The organism is Pontibacter litorisediminis (assembly GCF_029360645.1).
GTDB lineage: Bacteria > Bacteroidota > Bacteroidia > Cytophagales > Hymenobacteraceae > Pontibacter > Pontibacter litorisediminis.
Genome location: NZ_JARDUA010000003.1, coordinates 473,495 through 493,535 on the forward strand (window position 1 = coordinate 473,495; position 20,041 = coordinate 493,535).

The 20,041-nt window shown below is 54.7% G+C and carries 19 protein-coding genes; 8 read left to right on the forward strand and 11 right to left on the reverse strand.

Going from position 1 to position 20,041, the window contains the following annotated elements; genetic code table 11:
- Positions 1–5: 5 nt before the first annotated feature.
- The 4 genes from PXG97_RS12010 to PXG97_RS12025 all read left to right on the forward strand — a co-directional run bounded on the left by PXG97_RS12010 (position 6) and on the right by PXG97_RS12025 (position 4,582).
- Positions 6–788 carry an N-acetylmuramoyl-L-alanine amidase family protein gene (locus PXG97_RS12010; RefSeq protein WP_276497991.1) on the forward strand — a complete coding sequence of 261 codons (783 nt, stop codon included), beginning with the start codon at positions 6–8 and terminating at the stop codon, positions 786–788.
- A 12-nt stretch (positions 789–800) separates the two neighbouring features.
- Positions 801–1,886, forward strand: coding sequence for an MlaD family protein (locus PXG97_RS12015; protein WP_276497992.1), 1,086 nt, complete (start codon positions 801–803; stop codon positions 1,884–1,886).
- Positions 1,887–1,992: 106 nt separating this feature from the next.
- Positions 1,993–3,621 carry an acyl-CoA carboxylase subunit beta gene (locus tag PXG97_RS12020; protein WP_276497993.1) on the forward strand — a complete coding sequence of 543 codons (1,629 nt, stop codon included), beginning with the start codon at positions 1,993–1,995 and terminating at the stop codon, positions 3,619–3,621.
- Positions 3,622–3,733: 112 nt separating this feature from the next.
- On the forward strand, positions 3,734–4,582 hold the full coding sequence (locus tag PXG97_RS12025; RefSeq protein WP_276497994.1) for a transglutaminase-like domain-containing protein: 849 nt from the start codon (positions 3,734–3,736) through the stop codon (positions 4,580–4,582).
- 82 nt (positions 4,583–4,664) lie between these two features.
- Here PXG97_RS12025 and PXG97_RS12030 read toward each other — a convergent pair whose 3' ends face one another.
- Both PXG97_RS12030 and PXG97_RS12035 read right to left on the reverse strand, forming a co-directional pair.
- Positions 4,665–5,246 (reverse strand): thioredoxin family protein, encoded by a 582-nt coding sequence (locus PXG97_RS12030; RefSeq protein WP_276497995.1) that lies wholly within the window; start codon positions 5,244–5,246, stop codon positions 4,665–4,667.
- 13 nt (positions 5,247–5,259) lie between these two features.
- The gene (locus PXG97_RS12035; RefSeq protein ID WP_276497996.1) at positions 5,260–5,895 is read right to left on the reverse strand and encodes a 4'-phosphopantetheinyl transferase superfamily protein; all 636 of its coding nucleotides are present in this window, start codon (positions 5,893–5,895) and stop codon (positions 5,260–5,262) included.
- A 120-nt stretch (positions 5,896–6,015) separates the two neighbouring features.
- Here PXG97_RS12035 and PXG97_RS12040 point away from each other — a divergent pair, with 120 nt between their 5' ends.
- Genes PXG97_RS12040 through folB form a run of 3 tightly spaced genes read left to right on the forward strand, consistent with a single transcriptional unit; the run spans position 6,016 to position 8,272 of the window.
- Positions 6,016–6,936 (forward strand): WD40 repeat domain-containing protein, encoded by a 921-nt coding sequence (locus PXG97_RS12040; protein ID WP_276497997.1) that lies wholly within the window; start codon positions 6,016–6,018, stop codon positions 6,934–6,936.
- Positions 6,937–6,939: 3 nt separating this feature from the next.
- The gene (locus PXG97_RS12045) at positions 6,940–7,908 is read left to right on the forward strand and encodes a DivIVA domain-containing protein (RefSeq protein ID WP_276497998.1); all 969 of its coding nucleotides are present in this window, start codon (positions 6,940–6,942) and stop codon (positions 7,906–7,908) included.
- A 7-nt stretch (positions 7,909–7,915) separates the two neighbouring features.
- Entirely contained in the window at positions 7,916–8,272 is a 357-nt protein-coding gene (gene folB, locus PXG97_RS12050; RefSeq protein WP_276497999.1) for a dihydroneopterin aldolase, read from the forward strand.
- 852 nt (positions 8,273–9,124) lie between these two features.
- On the opposite strand, the gene meaB is transcribed toward folB, so the two are convergent.
- The 5 genes from meaB to PXG97_RS12075 all read right to left on the reverse strand — a co-directional run bounded on the left by meaB (position 9,125) and on the right by PXG97_RS12075 (position 14,000).
- The gene (gene meaB, locus PXG97_RS12055; RefSeq protein ID WP_276498000.1) at positions 9,125–10,105 is read right to left on the reverse strand and encodes a methylmalonyl Co-A mutase-associated GTPase MeaB; all 981 of its coding nucleotides are present in this window, start codon (positions 10,103–10,105) and stop codon (positions 9,125–9,127) included.
- 160 nt (positions 10,106–10,265) lie between these two features.
- The gene (locus tag PXG97_RS12060; RefSeq protein ID WP_276498001.1) at positions 10,266–11,387 is read right to left on the reverse strand and encodes a WD40 repeat domain-containing protein; all 1,122 of its coding nucleotides are present in this window, start codon (positions 11,385–11,387) and stop codon (positions 10,266–10,268) included.
- 136 nt (positions 11,388–11,523) lie between these two features.
- A complete protein-coding gene (locus PXG97_RS12065) occupies positions 11,524–11,760 on the reverse strand; it encodes a hypothetical protein (RefSeq protein WP_276498002.1) in 237 nt (78 codons plus the stop codon).
- Between the two features lie 154 nt (positions 11,761–11,914).
- Positions 11,915–13,534, reverse strand: a complete 1,620-nt coding sequence (treF, locus tag PXG97_RS12070) for an alpha,alpha-trehalase TreF (protein WP_276498003.1) — start codon at positions 13,532–13,534, stop codon at positions 11,915–11,917.
- A gap of 70 nt (positions 13,535–13,604) precedes the next feature.
- On the reverse strand, positions 13,605–14,000 hold the full coding sequence (locus PXG97_RS12075) for a hypothetical protein (protein WP_276498004.1): 396 nt from the start codon (positions 13,998–14,000) through the stop codon (positions 13,605–13,607).
- Between the two features lie 90 nt (positions 14,001–14,090).
- On the opposite strand from PXG97_RS12075, the gene PXG97_RS12080 reads away from it, so the two are divergent.
- A complete protein-coding gene (locus PXG97_RS12080; protein WP_276498005.1) occupies positions 14,091–14,633 on the forward strand; it encodes an REP-associated tyrosine transposase in 543 nt (180 codons plus the stop codon).
- A 204-nt stretch (positions 14,634–14,837) separates the two neighbouring features.
- Here the strand turns inward: PXG97_RS12080 and scpA are convergent, their stop codons facing one another.
- From scpA to PXG97_RS12100, 4 genes are all read right to left on the reverse strand, one after another.
- The gene (scpA, locus tag PXG97_RS12085; RefSeq protein ID WP_276498006.1) at positions 14,838–16,985 is read right to left on the reverse strand and encodes a methylmalonyl-CoA mutase; all 2,148 of its coding nucleotides are present in this window, start codon (positions 16,983–16,985) and stop codon (positions 14,838–14,840) included.
- Between the two features lie 153 nt (positions 16,986–17,138).
- Positions 17,139–17,516 (reverse strand): YybH family protein, encoded by a 378-nt coding sequence (locus tag PXG97_RS12090; protein ID WP_276498007.1) that lies wholly within the window; start codon positions 17,514–17,516, stop codon positions 17,139–17,141.
- 173 nt (positions 17,517–17,689) lie between these two features.
- Positions 17,690–19,528, reverse strand: coding sequence for a methylmalonyl-CoA mutase family protein (locus PXG97_RS12095; protein ID WP_276498008.1), 1,839 nt, complete (start codon positions 19,526–19,528; stop codon positions 17,690–17,692).
- Positions 19,529–19,615: 87 nt separating this feature from the next.
- The gene (locus PXG97_RS12100; protein ID WP_276498009.1) at positions 19,616–19,996 is read right to left on the reverse strand and encodes a YkvA family protein; all 381 of its coding nucleotides are present in this window, start codon (positions 19,994–19,996) and stop codon (positions 19,616–19,618) included.
- Positions 19,997–20,041: the final 45 nt, after the last annotated feature.

Here is a 20,041-nt window from a genome sequence, read left to right on the forward strand (position 1 = left end):
GCGTTGTGAAAAATATTGTTACTGTATCAATTCTGGCTTTTGTTTTTTTACTCTGCTCCTCCAGTACCCTTGAGTTCAAGAAAGAGTACAAAGTGCGCACTGTTGTGATTGATGCCGGCCATGGGGGCAAAGATGTAGGGTGTAACGGTAAATTTTCGCATGAGGCGGTTGTTGCCCTGGATATTGCCAAGCAGGTAGGCGCCTTGATAGAGAAGAACGTGCCCGGGGTGAAAGTAGTTTACACCCGTACCGAAGACAAGTTCGTGGAACTGATAGACCGCGCCGGGATCGCCAACAAGAACAACGCTGACCTTTTCATTTCGATCCACCTGAATGCCGGCCCTCCCGCTGCTTACGGCACTGAGACCTATACCATGGGCCTCCATACTTCTAACGGCAACCTGGAGGTGGCCAAGCGCGAGAACTCGGTGATCCTGCACGAGGATGACTACGAGGCCAACTACAATGGCTTTGACCCGAACTCTCCGCAGAGCCATATCCTGTTTGCCCTGCACCAAAGCGCCTACATCGATAACAGCCTTCGCTTTGCCGAGAAGGTGGAGCGAGAGTTCAGCACAAAGGCCGGGCGCAAGAGCCGTGGCGTGAAGCAGGCGGGTTTCCTGGTGCTCTGGAAATCTTATATGCCCAGCGTGCTGATCGAGTGCGGCTTCCTGACCAACCCCACCGAGGAAAAATTTCTTAACGATAAGACCGGGCAATCGTATATTGCATCAGGTATATATCGTGCCTTCAAGGAGTACAAGCAAGAGCTGGAGGCGATGAACTAAGCACACCCCTACGTGAAGATATCAAAGGAAATTAAAGTTGCGCTACTAGGCATCGTAGCACTCGTCTTACTGTACTTCGGGTTCATGTACCTGAAAGGGTCGGACATCTTCTCCGACTCCCACCGCTACTATGTGGTGTACGACAACGTAGACGGGCTCTCTGTCTCTAACCCGGTGATACTGAATGGGGTGCAGGTGGGCAGTGTGCAGAACCTCAGGCTGATGACCGACAACCAGAACAAGGTGCGGGTAGAGCTGGAGGTGCTTAAGGAACTGCAGGTGGGCGACTCGACCATTGCCGCCCTTGGAAGCTCCGACATCCTGGGCAGCAAGGCCATTACCCTGTACCTGGGCAACAGCACCAAAACCTATAACGGCGGCGAAACCCTTATCCCCTTCACGCAGAGCAGCATCACCGAGATGATCTCCACCAAAACAGTGCCTATCATTGACAAGGTGGATACCACACTGGCGCGCGTGAACCGCCTGCTCGATGCCGAGACCAAAGGCAATATCCGTGACATCCTGGAGAACACCAACAAAACCACGGCTGCCCTGAACGAGATGCTGCGTGCCAACCAGCAGAACATCAGTGAGATAACGGCTAATATCAATGACTTGACTAGCTCGTTGAAACAAACACAGCGGCACATAGACCGCCTGGCCCTGAACATGGCTGAGATAACAGACACCCTGAAGCAGGTGGAGATAAACCGGTTGGTGAGCAACGCCAACGATGCGGTGGTGGAACTGCAGTCTGCGGCAGCCAAGCTGAACTCTGCGGAGGGCTCTATCGGCAAGCTAATGAATGATGAGGAGCTGTACGAGAACATGAACCGCTCCACCCAGGCGCTGAACCTGCTGCTGCGCGATATACAGGCGTATCCAAAGCGCTATGTGAGCTTCTCGGTGTTCGGCCGCAAAGACAAGTATAAGGTGGATGAGACCGGCCGAGTGATTACCCTGGAGGAGGTAAAGGAGCTGCAGGAGAGGCATCCGGAGGAGTTCCGTACGGTGCCAGACACAGTGTATGTGCCTGTGCCTAAAGGGAGTGGGGTGCAGGATGCACCTGGTACTAACGGCGCGGGCAATAATTAAGCAAGCTACATGTGAAAATTGTATATTTGTAAAATCCGCTTTTATGGGCGGATTTTCGCATTTATACTACCTTAAAACTATACAACCCATACTAATCAAACCCTTAATGGATATCGAATTCAACAAAAACGAAGACGCACTGAAGCAGCTGGTGTTCCAGCTGAATAGCAAACTGAAGAAAGTACACCTGGGCGGTGGCGAGAAGCGGATTGAGAAGGAGCACGCTAAAGGTAAGATGACCGCGCGCGAGCGCATTGACTACCTGCTGGACGAAGGAAGCGAGTTTCTGGAGATCGGCGCTTTTGCCGGCGAAGGCATGTACCAGGAGGTGGGCGGCTGCCCAAGCGGCGGCGTGGTAACCGGCATTGGCTACATCAAGGGCCGCCAATGCGTGGTGGTGGCTAACGATGCCACCGTGAAGGCGGGGGCCTGGTTCCCGATCACAGCCAAGAAAAACTTGCGCGCCCAGGAGGTCTCCATAGAGAATAAATTGCCGATAGTGTACCTGGTGGATAGCGCCGGGGTGTTTCTGCCGATGCAGGATGAGATCTTCCCGGACAAAGAGCACTTTGGGCGCATGTTCCGCAACAATGCGGTGATGAGCTCGATGGGCATTGTGCAGATAGCCGCTATCATGGGCAGCTGCGTGGCCGGGGGCGCTTACCTGCCGATTATGAGCGATGAGGCCCTGATAGTGGAGGGCACGGGCTCGGTTTTCCTGGCGGGCTCCTACTTAGTGAAATCCGCCATTGGCGAGAGCATAGACAACGAAACGCTGGGGGGCGCCACCACGCACTCCGAGATTTCGGGTGTAACCGATTACAAGTGCAAGGACGACAAAGAGGCGCTGGACCACATCCGCAACATTTTTGACAAGATGGGCGACAAGCCGGTGGCCGGTTTTAGCCGCGTGGAGCCTGCTGCGCCAAAGCAGGACGAGAAGGAGATCTATGGCCTGTTGCCTGCTGACCGGGTGAAGCCTTACGACATGATGGACATCATCCTGCGCCTGGTGGACAATTCGGAGTTTGAGCCTTACAAGGATCTGTACGGCCAGACCCTGATCTGCGGCCTGGCCCGCATCGATGGCTGGGCGGTGGGCATTGTGGCCAACCAGCGCAAGATTGTGAAGAGCAAGAAAGGTGAGATGCAGATGGGTGGCGTTATCTACTCCGACTCTGCCGACAAGGCCGCGCGCTTTATCATGAACTGCAACCAGAAAAAGATTCCGCTGGTGTTCCTGCAGGATGTGTCGGGCTTTATGGTGGGTAGCAAGTCAGAGCATGGCGGCATTATTAAGGATGGCGCCAAGATGGTGAGCGCCATGGCCAACTCGGTGGTGCCGAAGTTTACCATCCTAGTGGGCAACAGCTACGGTGCCGGCAACTACGCCATGTGCGGCAAGGCCTACGACCCGCGCCTGATCTACGCCTGGCCAACGGCACAACTGGCTGTGATGAGCGGCGCCGCGGCTGCCAACACGCTGCTGCAGATCCAGGTATCGGCCATGAAGGCGAAAGGCGAGGAGATAACGCCGGAGGCAGAGCAGGAGCTGCTGGAGCGCATCACCAACAAGTATAACGAGGAGCTGTCGCCATACTATGCCGCTGCCCGCCTGTGGGTGGATGGCATCATCGATCCGCTGGAGACGCGCAAGGTAATTTCCATGGGCATTGAGGCAGCCAACCACGCGCCTATCGAAAGGCCTTACAACGTGGGCGTGATCCAGACCTGAGATTATACCGCGGCGGTGAATCAAAACTAACGGAAGACGTGTTATAATTTTATACTTTGCAGACAGCCCCTTCGGGGGCTCCTGCAATTTTAGCTTTTATTACGGAGGAGAAGTGACAAAAGGAGAAATCAAGGCGCTGATCTCGCTGCTGGATGACAGCGATTTCGAGGTGGCGGCATATGTGGAGAAGCAGATCGCTTATTTAGGGGAAGGCATCATCCCTTTTCTGGAGGAGGAGTGGGAGGAGACCCTCAGCACCGACCTGCAGAAGAAAATTGAGGACCTGATACACAACCTGCAGTTCGATGGGCTGACAAAGCGCTTGCTGGAGTGGAAGAATAAGGGAGCGGAGAACCTGTTGGAGGGCATGTACCTCGTGAATTCCTACCTGTACCCGGACGTGGACTTTGCCTCCATCAACAGGACCATGGACCAGCTTTACTTTGATGCCTGGACGCACATGAAGGACGAGATGCATCCCTATGACCAGGTAAAGTCGCTCAACAACGTGCTGTTCCGGGAGAAGCGGTTCTCGGCCAACACCAAGAACTTCCACTCGCCGGCCAACTCCATGCTGCACCTGGTGCTGGAGACCAAGCGCGGCAACCCGCTCACGCTCTGCGTGATCTACATGACACTGGCGCAACGCCTGAACATGCCGGTGTATGGGGTAAACCTGCCGAACCTGTTTATACTTACCTACAAGCTAGGTGATCTGCAGTTTTACATCAACGTCTATAACAAGGGCCTTATCCTGAGCAAGGCCGACATCGATAATTACATTCTGCAGCTGAGCCTGAACCCGGTGGATATTTTCTACGAGCCCTGCGACAACCTCGATATTGTGAAGCGGGCGCTGCGTAACCTGGCCTTCTCGTTCGAGAAGATGGATGACCCGGAGAAAGCTACCGAGGTGACCAAGCTGTTGGATGTTATTACGGATGAGGATGCAGCACATTGATGCGAGAGCCACCACAAGTATAAAAGCAGAAGCCGCTCCTAATGGAGCGGCTTCTGCTTTTATACTTGAAGGAATGTTATGCTTAGTACTTCTTAATCAGGCAGCCAGTGGCGCGCTTGTCGCCGGCAGACACGGGGCGGTTCGCCAGAACCTCATCAATCACATTGCGGAGGTAGAAGTTCTTCACGCCGCTCTCCATCTGCGGGTTATCATCTATTGCTCCTTTGTATTTCAGGGTAAACTCACCTCCTGAGTTGTGCAGCACAAACACCTCCGGCGTTTTGGTGGCGCCAAACTGGCGGCTCACTTTTTGTCCTTCATCCGCCAAATAGGGGCTGTACTGCCTGCTGGCCATGTCCTGCAGGGTTTCGCCCGCGTCGCCGGCTCCAGGGTTGATGAATAAAAACTGCACTCCCTTGGCGCCATAATTGCTGGCCAGCGTTACCAGGCGGCTCTCGTACAGCTTGGCGTAAGGGCACTGGTTGTTGGTAAACACCAGCACCACGGTTTTGGCATCGGTCAGGTCGCTAAGTGCCATGCTTTGGTTGTTCACGCCCTGCAGGGTAAAGTCGGCCACTTTATCGCCCACCTTGTAGCCTCCGGACTGGGCAAAAACGGCAGCCGAAAGCAGTAGGGCAGTGGCCAAAGAGAATAACTGTTTCATGTCTGTTGTCTGTTTAGTTTGTGGGATCGGGTTGCTTGTCTACGCAGTACGTGAGGACGTGGCCGTGCAGTGCCTCGAACTGAATACGGTACAATTTAGAAAAATTTTCAGTATTCACACGGCCTTGCAGCACATTCGGCTCATCGGCAGGCGCTATGGCTAAGTTCTCTTTAAAGATCAATTGCTTACGGCTGTATAGTTTGTACAAAGTTTCTTTGGCGCTCCAGTAAAGGCAAGTATGCTGCTCACTGGCCAACGTCTGGCTTTTCTCCGCATTTGTCAAAAACTTATCCTGCACCCGTAGCGCTTTCGGGGATACTAGTTCAATATCTATGCCAACCTCATACTTATCAGAAAGTATAACGGTGGCCAACTGGGGCGAGTGCGAAATAGAGACATGGAAGCGGGAATCGGGAAAGTATGGCTTACCGTGCTGGTTGCGCAGCAGCTGCAGTGGGCGCGGAGTGAACTCCCGCAAGAGCCTGTAAACCAACACGCGGCTGGCCAGCCACTCCCGCTGCCGCTTAGGGTGCACCTGCTCCAGACGCTCCTCCACCGCCACATAGGATGGCAGTTCCGCCCGCAGCTCCTCTACTGGTTCATCCAGTTCCCAGAGACCCAGGCGGGTGTGCTTGTCCAGTTGTTTCATGTATAGCAGCGGCATAGGCAATAATGTGTAGTTGCAGCGGTTTTAAAAGTATGGCACGGCTGATTAGCTGTATTTGTTGTAAATTTAGGCTAAAATTACAGAACACCGGAGCACAGCAGCATGGCGAGTAAAGTACAAGTCGAGAAAGTGGCTACCCTTACCGGGCACCGCGACAGTGTGTATACGTTGGTGCCGGCAGCGGAGGAACACCAGTTCTTCTCAGCCGCCGGCGATGGCATGGTGGTGGCCTGGAGCCTGACGGACCCTGAAAACGGTGAGTTGGTGGCGCAGGTGAGCTCCTCGGTTTACGCCCTTTGCCACCTGCCGGAGCGCCGCCTGCTGCTCATCGGCCAGAACAACGAAGGCGTGCAGGTCATCGACCTCCAAAGCAAAAGCATATTGAAGTCGGTGCCGCTGCCTAAGGTTGCTATTTTCGATATACTCTATACTTCGGAGGTGGGCAAAGTATATGTGGCGCTGGGCAACGGGGGCGTTGCCGTGCTGGACGGGGAGACCTTTGAGCTGGAGACCATCATCCGAAAGTCCGACAAGAGCACCCGCAGCCTGGCCTACAACAAGTATAGCAACGAACTCGCCGCAGGCTACAGCGACCATAAAGTGCGCGTGTTCGACGCCCACAGCATGGAGCAGAAGCTTGAGCTGGAGATGCACACCAACTCGGTGTTTACCGTGGCTTACTCGCCTGATGGAAGGCTGCTGCTGACCGGTGGCCGCGACGCACACCTGCGGGTGTGGGAGGTAGAGCAGAACTACAACCAGCAGGGATACCTGATTGCGCACATGTACACCATCAACCACATCACCTACAGCCCCGACGGCCGTTATTTTGCCACCTGCAGCATGGATAAATCCATAAAGCTGTGGGACGCGCAAACCTTTAAGTTGCTGAAAGTGATTGATAAAGTACGCCATGCCAGCCACGGCACCTCGGTAAACAAATTATTTTGGTCGGCTCACCAGAATCAGTTAGTTTCGTGTAGCGATGACCGCACCATTTCGGTTTGGGATATAAATTTTTGAGTTATGAAGATTACACCGTTAGAGATCAGGCAAAAAACGTTTGAAAAGGCATTTAGAGGACTAGACAAGGATGAGGTAAATGCATTTTTGCTGACGCTCTCGCAGCAGTGGGAAAAGCTGCAGGATGAAAACAAAGACCTGCGCATGAAGCTGGACGCGGCCCACCGCGAAACTCAGAAGCTGCGCGAGGTGGAGTCATCGCTGTACAAAACTTTGAAAACCGCTGAAGACACGGGTAACAGTATCCTGGAGCAGGCCAAAAAGTCGGCGGAACTGCAGGCCCGCGAGTCGGAGCTGAAGGCGGAGGAGATCATGAGCCGTGCCCGCAATGAGGCGCGCCAGATGCTGGAGGAGGCGCAGCGGCAGTCGGCACACGTAATTGCCGAGATGCAGCAGCACGTAAAATCTCTGGACCAGGAGTGCCGCCAGATGGAGAGCCACCTGGACCACCTGGTGCGCGACCTGCGCAACCTGGCCAACGAGACGCTGGAGAACGCCGAGAAAGCGAAGGCAAAACCTAAAGCAGGTACACACAGTATTCTTTCAAAAGCAGCCAACACAGAGGTTGATTCTTCGGAGCTGCTCAAAAATTTGAAAGATATGGACAAGACATCAGATAACCACACCTATAAATTACCGGAGTCTACGGCAGCGAACGCGCCTGTAGCAGTTGTCAGCAATACTATTGGCGACCCGGCTCCTGACGTAACGCAGCCGCAGCCAGAGGTGCCGAACCCAACTACACCCGTACCGAATGTGCCGTCGCCGGAGATACCGCAGCCGGAGCCGGATTACCCGGGCCGTGTGCCTTCCCCGGGTATTGAGCAGCCGGTGCCAGAAATACAGCCCGTGCAGCCAGACAAGCCTGAGATTCAGCCACCCATGACGGAGCCATCGCGCAACTCGTTTGTTACCAATGGTGCTACGGTTAAACCAAGCACTGGCGGTTCCTTCTTCGACGAGATAGGCTAAGCAGCAGATGGGGCAGATCGCACTGGAGGGCATGGAGTTTTTCGCCTTCCACGGCTATTACGACGAGGAGCAGAAGATCGGCAACAAGTATGGCATCGACCTGATCATAAAAACCGACCTGCGCCGCGCCGCTGAATCTGATAGCCTGGATGAAACGGTGAACTACGAAGTGCTGTACACGCTGGTGCTGGAGGAAATGAAAACCCCGGCCCGCCTGCTGGAGCACCTCGGCCACCGCATCATCGACAAAGTGTATGAGCGGTTTCCGTTCGTGCAGTCGGTGAAGGTGAATGTTTACAAGTTTAACCCCCCGTTGGGCGGCATCTGTAAATGGGCGAAGGTTAGCCTGGAGGAAGCACGGTAAAGATTTACTTATTGATAGAAAGCAGCTGGTTCAGAGATGGGCCAGCTGTTTTTGTTTTAGCAGGAGTAATTTATGCTGTTGCTATACTTGTTAGCTTTGGGGGCGCTCCTTGCTGTTTCGAATACCCTTGTCCGGAACCTTCTCTGCTGCAGATCTCGAGATCCGTGCGAACCATTTTTCATACTTGCCAACCTTCCTGGCGCAAATCTTTTGATTTGTGACTTATTTAGTAATAGTGAGTCTTTGACTCACTTGGCTTGAAAAGCCATACCTTATACTTTGGCCGTACTTCATACTTCTCTGGCGCAAGCGTCCGCTTGTGTCTCACTTAGCCGCTGCTTTCTGCAGTTGGAACCAAGCTGTACTTACTAACTTCCGTTCATCCTCTAGTTCCTACAGACGACCCGTTCCATAGTACACTTTCTGCCCTCCTAGGCCGGGAGGCCTCGTTTTCCTATTCGGCGCTGGGAGCTTTTCCTTTGCTGTCGCAATGCCCTCCGGGCACCGGAAAAACTCGCATAGGCGCCTCACAGAAAAATTGGGTACAAATTCGATAGCTGAGGCTTTCTGCAACTGTCCCCTTGAGGGGACTATAGGGGTGTAATCCTTTGCTGAAAAGCTCCCTCTCCTGTTTTTAGGAGAGGGTTGGGGAGAGGTGAAAATTCCCCGCCTTAGACAAGGAGGGGTAGGGATGGTTGGACCCCGTGCAGCAGGACTTCCCTCCTCTGGACTAGCCAAAACGCGAGTTTTGAGCTAGCGAGCGTAACTCTCTAGGGGTGGATTTACACCTGTAAGGACAGGTCACAGCCTGTCCACGCGAGAACAGCAGCCATGAAGTTTATACTTTACCCTCTACACCAACCGCAGCAACTCTGCCGCTGCGGCAAAAGCGGATTTCTGGCCGGCCTTTACCTGCTCGGCGATACCTGGCAGTAGCTGCTTTACCTGACCGTGGGCATAAAAGTTTTCTTCCAGGCCCTGGCGGATCGCTTCATACATCCACTGCAGGTTTTGGTCGTGGCGCTTTTTCTCAAAGTAGCCGTTGCCTTTGGTAAGTTCCAGGTAATCAGCTACTGTGTGCCAGATCGTATCGAGGCCGGTGTTCTGTAGGGCAGAGCAGGTGCTAACCTTTGGCATCCAGCCAGAGGCGCCAAGCGGGTAGAGGTGCAGTGCGCTTTGGTACTCGGTACGGGCAGCGTTGGCCTTGCCTACATTCTCGCCATCGGCTTTGGTGATCGCAATGGCATCGGCCATTTCCATGATGCCGCGCTTGATGCCTTGCAGTTCATCGCCGGCCCCGGCCAGCATCAGTAGCAAAAAGAAGTCTACCATGGCATGCACGGCTGTTTCCGATTGGCCAACGCCCACCGTTTCCACAAAAATAGCATCAAAGCCGGCTGCCTCGCAAAGTATGATGCTCTCGCGGGTGCTGCGGCTCACCCCCCCGAGCGATTTGCCGGCTGGGGAAGGGCGGATAAACGCCTGTGGGTTGATCGCAAGCGAATCCATACGGGTTTTGTCGCCGAGGATGCTGCCGCCCGAGCGCTGGCTGGTGGGATCTATGGCCAGCACTGCCAGCTTCTTGCCCTGCTCCTTGATCAGATAGTTGCCAAAGGCCTCGATAAACGTGCTTTTGCCCACACCCGGCACACCGGTTATGCCGATGCGCACCGAGTTGCCTGCCTGCGGCAGCACCTGGTTTACCACCTCCTGCGCCAGCTCCTGGTCCGAGGCCAGCCTGCTCTCCACTAAGGTAATGGCGCGGCTTAACATCACACGGTCACCGGCAAAAATGCCTTCTACGTAGGTCTCGGTTCTGAATCTTTTGGCCAAGGTAACAAGGGTTAGGTTAAACAGTCGTACTCTTTTACAAAAATAGGATTTATAGGTTGCCGTACCATCCTAGAGTATAAAACATCCTCCGTCTAAAGTATAACAGAAAAGGCTGGCCCCAATTAAGAAGCCAGCCCTGTGTTGCTGTTGCGCTTGTCTGTTACCTGCTGATGCCCTGCGGGAAGTTTGGCAAACCCAAATCACTCTTCTGCTTGCCCAGATGAAAGCCATCATCTACATATTTGGCCGCTTCGCCTTTGGCGTTAGGGTTGTGGATCACGCCCAGGTAATAATTATCCTGACGGGCCACGTAGATCTTGCCGTCCGGCCCCACCTGCAGTGCCCCAATGCGCGGGCTTTTAGAAGTACCCACCACTACCGCAGATTTGGCAATAGCATCTGCACCACCCGCTTTCAGATCGAACTGCACGATCTGCGCTTTGCCACCGCCTATGCCGTTGGCCGTGCCATACAGCTTGCTTCCGTCCGGGGAGAACACAACCCCATAGGCCTCTTCAAACCCTTTCAGGAGTATAGGGTCAGAAACCTTACCGGTGCTGCGGTCGAAGCTCAGGATTTCAAAGTTACTGTCGGCATCCCAGAGGGCCGAGGCCAGCTTGGTGCCATCCGGGGAGGCGTTCAGGTAGCCAATGGCTTTCCGGTTGGGCCCGCCGTGTACGGTGCCCACTTGGCTCAGAACGGGCCTGGTTGCTACGCCATCCTCGTTTACCAGGTAAGCCATATAGCCGTTGCTGTTCCAGCGGTGGGCTATCACCCACCAATCTTTGTTGTTGCTGTGGCGCACGGCTGTCAACTTCTCGGTGGCCGGGGCGATCAGGAAGTTGTTACGGGAGGTTACATCCCCTTTGCCTTCCTGCTTCGTCATGTCTACCACCGTATAGCGTAGTCCATCGGATTGTGCCTGAATATCGGTGGTAAAGATGTAGTAGATGTTGCTGCTGCCGGGCTCGGGAAGTATCAGTGCCGACTGAGTGGAGGACTTACCGCCCATCAAGCCGTTGCCGTTGGGCATCACGCGGTGCTCACCGTTCCAGACGGTGATGCCGTTGGTGTAGAAAAGCAGGTTGCCATCGGCGTCGGAGATGGAGGCGCTACCCTCTTCGGTAAAGAGCCTGCTGTTGGTGGCCACGGCGGAATCGCCTTTGAATATGATGCCGGCCCCTTTTCCGAAGTACCAGTTGTTGCGCTCGCCCTGCGCCAGTGCGGCAAAACTGCTGAAGGTAAGTATGGCGGCTGCTGCAAGTTGTCTGAGTCTGATCATAGCTATAGGTAAACGTCTTACGGCAGCATAAAGTACAAAAGGAGTGCCAAGGGGAAACGGTGGTGCAAAAAAGTTGCCCCTGGCTACAAACGAAAAAAGCAGGTATTACCCTGCTTTTCCTGTTAAGAGTATTGTATTACGGGTTTGTTGTCGCGGTGTCTTCCTCCCCGGCCAGTACATCGTTTATGCTGGCAGAGTCGGCGCCTGTGCCAGGCTTGTCGCCATCAATCGGGGCGCCTGTTTCCTGCGTTTCCCCGGTTGTTGATTCTGGTGGCATTTCTGTGTTTTCGCCATACTCCCCGCCACACGAAGCGAGCAGCAGTGAAGCAGAGAACAGCGCTGCGGCAGTGGTTCTTATACGTTTAGCTTTCATTTTTCTCAGGTTTTGGTTCTTTGTGATTTTACGTCTTACCCCGTGCTTTTGATTTTTGATAATCAGCTCAGGCGTTGAGTCACAGGTCTGAAAAGAAAAGAGGCGCCACTGTAGCGCCTCTCCAAGTATAAAGTATTATCAGCTTAAAGTATAACTAGTGCTGCAGTTCCAGTTCCTGAAGTTCTGCCTGCAGCAGCTGCGGATGCAGCGAGAAAAGCTTCAGAAGCACGCCGTTGGTCCAGCCGAAGCCGTCCTGGTTCGGGTACTCGCCGCCGCCCGCCTGCAGGCTGGTGTCGGTCACGTTATACTTCTCCATCAGCTTGCCCGTGTTCTGGAAAACGGCCTCGTTCAGCGCCGCCCAGCGTTGGGCCACTGTGTCGGCCAGCTTGTCGTGTTTATAATTGCGAAGCGCCTGGATGCTCATCCATTGCAGCGGGGCCCATCCGTTGGGGGCATCCCACTGCTGGCCCGTGCGGTGCAGCGTGGTCACCAGCCCACCAGGCTGCAGGAAATCTGCCTCCAGCTTTTGCGCCACGGCATCTGCCTGCTTCTTTTTAACCATGCAGAAGTACAGTGGGAACACGGCCGCCAGCGAAGGGATGTTGGTGGTGGTGCCTTTCACGAAGTCGTAGTCGTAGAAGAAGCCCGCTTTATCGCTCCAGGTATACTTGAGCAGGGCGTCGCGGCGTGCCTTGGCACGGCGCTCAAACTCCCTGGCTTCGGCTCTGTCGCCGTTTAGCACGGCCATCTCCTGCAGCGTCAGTTCCACGTGGTAAAGCAGCGCGTTCAGGTCTACGGGGATGATGTCAGTGGTGTGGATAGTGCTGAGGTTCTGCGCATCAGAGAACCAACGGCTGCTAAAGTCCCAGCCCGACTCGGCGGCTGCGCGAATGTTGCGGTACACGTCCTCGGGGTTGCGGCCCGACTCCTGCGCCAGCTCCACATCTTCGCGGTACGACTCCGGGCGCGGCTCCGGCTGGTCGTCCCAGTAGCGGTTCAGGGTGCTGCCGTCCGGTAGGCGCACCACGCGGCGGTGCGTTGGGTTGGCCGCCGAGAGTTGCTCTGCTCCATCCATCCAGAAATCATACTCCTTGCGCAGGGCGGGGGCATAGGTTCTGAGCACCTCGCGGCCCTTCTGCTGCGCCAGCACCCGCAGCATGAGCGCGTAGAACGGCGGCTGTGAACGGCTGAGGTAGTAGGTGCGGTTGCCGTTTGGAATATGGCCGGTGGTGTTGATGAGGTGCGTGAAATTATCGACCATACTTTGGATGAGCTCTGTTTCGCCGCTGGCCTGCAGGCCGAGCATGGTGAAAAAGCTGTCCCAGTAGTAGATCTCGCGGAAGCGGCCTCCCGGTACGATGTATTTTTTGGGTAAAGGAATCAGGGAGCCGCCGTCGGCGCCCGGCTCGCGGGTAAGCACAGGCCAGAGGCGCTCGATGTGCTGTGTTACCGAAAGGGTGGTATCGGTGGTGAAGCCGGTGCCAGGCTGCGATGGCATCTGGAAATATTCCTTCACAAAAGCCTCCAGGCTAAAGCCCTGCTGGTTTTTTTGCTGCTGATAGGCCTCTAAAATCTGCTGCGGCGGCGCCAGCGGCACGGCATCTGCAAAGGTCTTGGAGTCCGGGAAGATATGCTGCAGCTGTACCTGCTCGAACAGCTCGCCTAAATCCTGCTCCGGCCTATACAGCTCCTGTGCCCGCAGCGGCTGTACAACGAAGGTAAACGGTAATAGTAACAGAAGGCTAAAAGTTAAAGTGCTAAAAGTATACTTCATGCTTTGCTCTGGTTTTGTATGTAAGTGATTAGCTACTCATACGTATTGCAGAAGCAAGGCGGCAAGTATACTACTCGAACGGGTAACGCACAAACGAAACCTGGCTCATGGCATCTTTTTCATACCTGGCTACAGCAAATTCTTGGAATCGTTCCTCAAAATTGGATTCGCCGGGGTATACTTCGCTTGGTACAGGGCTGTTTTTCAGGAAGAAATATACTTTGGTATTGCCATATTTCGTATGCGGCATGTAGTCTCCGTACGCCTGCATCTGCTCCCATAGCGTGTCGTCTACCGTTACCGCATAAATCCTAACCACAGGGCCGGTATTGTTCTCGTTGCGGTACATGGCCACTTCTTTAAAGTCGCCTTCCAGGTCATCCACACTGGGTATAGACATGGTGTCGTAGATAAAACAGCCGAGAAGGGCAACGGAGAGGGCAATGAGGATGTGCTTTAATTTCATGATAGGGCGAAAGTACGTGATACTGCAGGCAATAACCAGTGGGAGGGGGGATTGTTTAAACCGGAATTCAGCAGCTACGTGTAAAACAGCATGAGTTTAAAGTGTAAAGCTTCTAACCCAGATGGTATCTACTTTGTCACGCTAACCGTGGTGGAGTGGGCGGATGTGTTCACCCGTCGTGACTATTGTGAGTTGGTATGTGAAAGTATAAGCTATTGCCAGCAAAAGAAGGAACTGACGCTTTATGCCTGGTGCATCATGACCAACCATGTGCATCTGATCTGCTCTGCACCTAGGTTAACGGATGTACTGCGGGACCTGAAGAAGTATACTTCCAGGTTTCTGATTGAATCCGTCAAAAGCAGTCTTAGGGAGAGCCGGAAGAATTGGCTGTTGTGGATGTTTAGGAGTGCCGCTGAGAAAAGTGCCAGCCACGGCGAGTACCAGTTTTGGCAATTGGGCGGGCATTATGTGGAGCTTAGTACTAACGAGCTCATGGAGCAACGGCTGGAGTACCTGCATCAGAACCCGGTAAAGGCTGGCTTTGTGGAAGAGCCGGGGCATTGGTACTATAGCAGTGCCAAAAATTATGCTGGGGAGAAGGGGAGGCTAGAGGTTGTGCTGATTGAGTAAAGTATAAGACTGGCGCCAGCATCTAGCTGGTGCCGAGGGTGGGGCTGAGTCTCCAGACTCACTTGTACAAGAATAAAAGCGAGTCTGGAGACTCGCTACCCACTGTGCGTCACCGGTTGGATACCGGCGCCAGAACAAAAAATCCGCAGCTGAACGAATCAACTGCGGCTTTATACTTTTGCAAAGACGCAAAGTATTGCGTCTCTACAACTCTTTAACTCCAGAGATCAGCTTCTCCAGGATGTTCTGAGCGGCTACTGAGATGATGGTACCCGGGCCGAATACGCCCACGGCGCCGGCCTGGTACAGAAAGTCATAATCTTGGGCCGGAATCACGCCGCCCACGATCACCAGGATATCCTCCCGGCCAAGTTTGCGGAGCTCTTCGATGAGCTGCGGCACCAGCGTTTTGTGTCCTGCTGCCAGCGAGGAAACACCTACTACGTGCACATCGTTTTCGGCAGCTTGCATGGCTACTTCGGCTGGGGTCTGGAAGAGCGGCCCGATGTCCACGTCGAAGCCGAGGTCGGCGAAGGAGGTGGCGATTACTTTGGAGCCGCGATCGTGGCCGTCCTGGCCCATTTTAGCCACCATAATGCGAGGCCGGCGGCCTTCAAGTTCTTCAAACTGGTCGGCCAAGGCTTTGGCGCGCTGGAAGTTCTCGTCGTCTGTTATTTCTGCTGAATACACTCCTGATATGGCTCTGATAACTGCTTTATGTCTGCCGTATACTTTCTCCAGCGCATCGGAAATCTCACCCAGCGTAGCTCTGCGCCTTGCTGCCTCCACAGCTAAATCGAGCAGGTTGCCTACGCCGGATTCCGCCGCATCCGTTAATGCCTGCAATGCATTTAAAACACTGCCTTCGTCGCGGCTGGTTTTTATACTTGCCAGCCTGCGCAGCTGCGACTCCCGCACCGCGGTATTGTCGATGTCCAGGATCTCGATCTCCTGCTCCTGCTCGGGTTTATACTTGTTCACGCCTACAATGATGTCCTTGCCGGCGTCGATGCGGGCTTGCTTACGAGCTGCGGCCTCTTCGATGCGCATTTTCGGCAGGCCAGTCTCGATTGCCTTAGCCATACCGCCCAGCTCTTCCACTTCCTCGATTAAGGCCCAGGCTTTGTGTGCCAGCTCATGGGTCAGTGCCTCCACATAGTAGGAGCCGCCCCAGGGGTCTACCACTTTGGTGATGTTCGTTTCCTGCTGCAGGTAGATCTGGGTGTTACGGGCGATACGGGCCGAGAAGTCAGTTGGCAGGGCAATGGCCTCATCCAGGGCATTGGTGTGCAAGCTTTGGGTGCCGCCCAAGGCAGCGGCCAGGGCCTCCACGCAGGTACGGGTCACGTTGTTGAACGGGTCCTGCTCGGTGAGGCTCCAGCCCGAGGTCTGGCAGTGCGTGCGAAGCGCCAGCGATTTCGGGTTTTTCGGGTTAAACTGCTGGATGAGCTTGGCCCACAGCATACGCGCGGCACGCATCTTGGCGATTTCCATGAAGTGGTTCATGCCGATGGCCCAAAAGAACGACAAGCGCGGCGCGAAATCATCGATGTCCATGCCTGCCTTCAAGCCGGTGCGCACATACTCCAAACCGTCCGCCAAAGTATAGGCCAGCTCAATGTCGGCAGTGGCGCCGGCCTCCTGCATGTGGTAGCCCGAGATGGAGATGGAGTTGAAGCGCGGCATGTTCTTCGATGTATACTCGAAGATGTCGGCGATAATCTTCATACTTGGCTCCGGCGGGTAGATGTAGGTGTTGCGCACCATAAACTCCTTCAGGATATCGTTCTGAATGGTGCCGCTCAGCTGCTCCGGCTTCACACCCTGCTCTTCGGCCGCCACAATATAGAACGCCATGATCGGCAGCACGGCCCCATTCATCGTCATGGAAACCGACATCTGGTCCAGCGGGATCTGGTCGAAAAGGATCTTCATGTCCTCCACAGAATCGATGGCCACACCGGCCTTGCCCACATCGCCTACCACACGCGGGTGGTCGGAGTCGTAGCCACGGTGCGTGGCCAGGTCGAAGGCAACGGAAAGGCCTTTCTGCCCGCCCGCCAGGTTGCGGCGATAAAAGGCGTTGGACTCCTCAGCGGTGGAGAAACCGGCATACTGGCGGATTGTCCAGGGCTTTTGCACATACATGGTGCTGTAGGGACCGCGCAGGTAAGGCGGCAGGCCGGCAGCAAAGTCTAGGTGCTCAAAGTGTTTGGCATCCTCCGAAGTATAAAAGCTCTTCACTTTTATTCGCTCCGGGGTTTTCCATAGGGTAGCCTCAGCAGGGGCTTTGGGACCATGCTCTGCCGCAGCTACTTTGTTTATGTCTATTTTCGAAAAATCAGGCTTCATATTTTTAATTTTGAATGAGTGATTGAGTGATTAGGCTTACTATGAGTTCATTCAATCATCAAAACCATCTTTCTATTGTTCGAAATGAGTTACTGGTGAAGTATGATTTAAAATCATTCACTCAATCACTCATTCACTAATTCAGTCATCAATTCAGCTTGCATGCTCAGAGGTTACCACCCAGCGGCCATCCAGCTTCTTCCATACTTGCGACGACACGCCACCCATCAGGCGCTCGCCGTTTAACTCGATCATCCAACGGAACACAAAGTATACAGCCTCTTTTGCTAGCTGCTCGATGTGCAGGGGCGTGTATGTGTAAGTACCCATCTTGCCGCGGTCCGGAAAGTCCTGCAGGAACATCTCGTAAACCTCCTGGTAGCCTTTCTCGGTGCCGTTCTTGCTGATCCAGAGCATGTCCGGCGAGTTCCAGTAAAAGGCCATGGCTGTTTCCAGGTCGCCCTGGTTCCACGCGGAAATCTGGCCTTCCAGCGCCTGCCTTACCTCCTGTACGGCATCGCTCTTGGGCATGGTAAATATACTGGGTACTGCGGCTGTGCTCATATGGTCAATTTTGGATGCGGGGTGGAGTGGATGAGCGAATAGCTTTTTGATTCATTCCTCATCAAACCCAGTCATGCTTTTTCTGATTTAAGATGAGTACTCAAGTATAAAAATATCCACTCAACCACTCATTCTCTACTTCAATCATTGCTCCCGTGCAGTTTCCGGTGCACAATGCGCATGATGTTGGTCACGTCGCAGTCCTCGAAGAGGAACTCGTCGTACCCGTGCGAAATCATTTCCGCTTTCAGGTGCTTCGGGTCGTCTGCCAACAGCACCAGCGGCTTGCCGTCGTGATGGCGCAATTTCGGGTCAAACTCGCGGGCATAGGCTGCCTCTGAGGTAGAAACGGCCACCACATCGGCGGCGGCATGCAGCAGCTTTTCAGAGGCATCGGCGGCGGTGCCAAACGGCTGTACCTCCGTGTCGAAGCCGGCGCAGCTGAAGAACTCCTGTGCAAAAGAGGCGTTTACCTGGCGCTGCTCCGAGCTGCCGATCAGGGCGATGATCGCCTTTGGGCGGCGGTTTAGCTTGCGCAGGTGCAACTCGGTGGCCATGCGCATTACCTCGGTAGGGTAGGCGGCGCGGGTGGTGTCAAAGTCGGCGCTCTGTATCAGCTCCTCGGGGTCAAAAGAGACTTTCTCCTTCGGGTTCGGGTATTTGTTGGTGCCCACCAGCACATCGCGCCCGGTGGCAATGTTGCGGAACTTGCGGCGGCTCACCTCCGTGATGCTGCCAAGTATAAACCCGTTGCTGTAGGCATCCTCAAAGCCTCCCATGCCCTCCACCTCTTTAAACAGAACCCAAGCCCGCTGGGCCAGTTCGTTTGTCAGCGATTCCAGATAGTAGGAGCCTGCGGCGGGGTCTATGGCTTTATCCAGGTAAGCCTCTTCTTTCAGAATGATGGATACGTTGCGCGCAATGCGCTCTGAAAACTCGTCTGAGGCTTTAAACGTGTTGTCGAATGGCGTGACGGTGAGCGAGTCGCAGCCGGCAATAACGGCCGACATGGCCTCGGTGGTGGTGCGCAGCATGTTCACGTACGGGTCCAGGGTGGTCTGGTACCAGCTGGAGGTAACGCTGTGGATGCGCAGCTTGGCGGCCAGCGCCGGCTCTGCCTGGTAGGCTTCTACCACGGCGGCCCACAGCAGGCGCAGGGCACGCAGTTTGGCGATCTCGAAGAAATAATTGGTGCCCGAGGCCATCACGAACTGCATGTTGCGCAGCACCGACTCCAGCGGCTCTCCGGCTGTCGTCAGCCTGTGGAGGTAGGTAACGGCAGCGCTCAGCGTATAGGCCAGCTCCTGGGTAACAGAGGCCCCGATACCGCTGAAGCTGGTTCCGTTCACGGTAACACCGTAGAAGTCCGGGCTGTCCTTTGTCAGGTCCAGTGCTTTGATGATGGCACGGCCTTCTTCGTGGTCGATCTTGCTTTTCACGGAAGCCGGGTCAAAATTCAGGAAGCCTTTCAGGTTGCGGTGCGAGATGTTGCGTTTTTCCAGCTCGGCATACAGCCGCTGCAGGAAGCTGTCCGGCTGCTCCTTTACGGTATAGCTCACCGCATGCTGGCTTAGGTCTATCAGGCGCACCAGATGCGCTACATCGAACAGCTCCTGTTGGTGCACTACAAAGCAAACGCCGTCGGCCCCGCGCTGCAGGGCATCGGCAGCTTTCTCAATGGCATGGTGGGCATCGCCATGCGCCTCCACCTGCTGCACGTTCAGCCAGCCGTTGTCGCATGTTTTATCGCCACGCAGAAACGGAAAGTCGCCGGGCTTCTGCCGGGTTAACGGCAGGCTGGCAATATCTTCCTTGGTGTAGTATGGTTTTATGTCGATACCCTCGTAGGTGTGCCAGGTCAGGCTTTCCAGGGGCGTGTCGCGCAGGTCCTTGCGTGCTTTCTGCTCCCAAGCTGCCGCTGTGGCAGGGGTGAATTCGGGGAACAGGCGCTGTGGGTTTTGCTGCTCGTCAGTCTTCATGCTTAATGTTCTAATTTTGTGTAAAGATAGGCTTTTATACTTTACGGCGTATGGCTGCTTTGGGCTAGGCCGGGTTGTGGTTGCGCTTTACTCCAACCGGTGCTGGTACGCCTGGTACATCCAGTAACCAAGCAGTAGCCAAAGTATAACAATCACCCCCGCCATCACATAGTTTGGTTGGCGCTGATGTATCCGCTCCCGGGCCTTTTGGCGGTAGTAGTGCAGCAGTGGCGGCGGAATCAGCTTTATGGTGAGCCAAATGCCCAATGGCAGCAGCAGCAGGTCATCGAGGTAACCTAGTAACGGGATAAAGTCCGGGATCAGGTCGATGGGGCTGAAGGCATAGGCTACTGTTATGAGTGCCATCACCTTGGCGGCGAACGGCATCCGCGGATCCCGGGAGGCAAGGTAAAGGGTGTAAACGTCCTCCTTCAGTTTGCGCACAAACTCTTTCCATTTTTGAAGCATGGTAGGTTGTACGGGAGATAGCAGGCAAGGTGAGGGCCGTTCAGA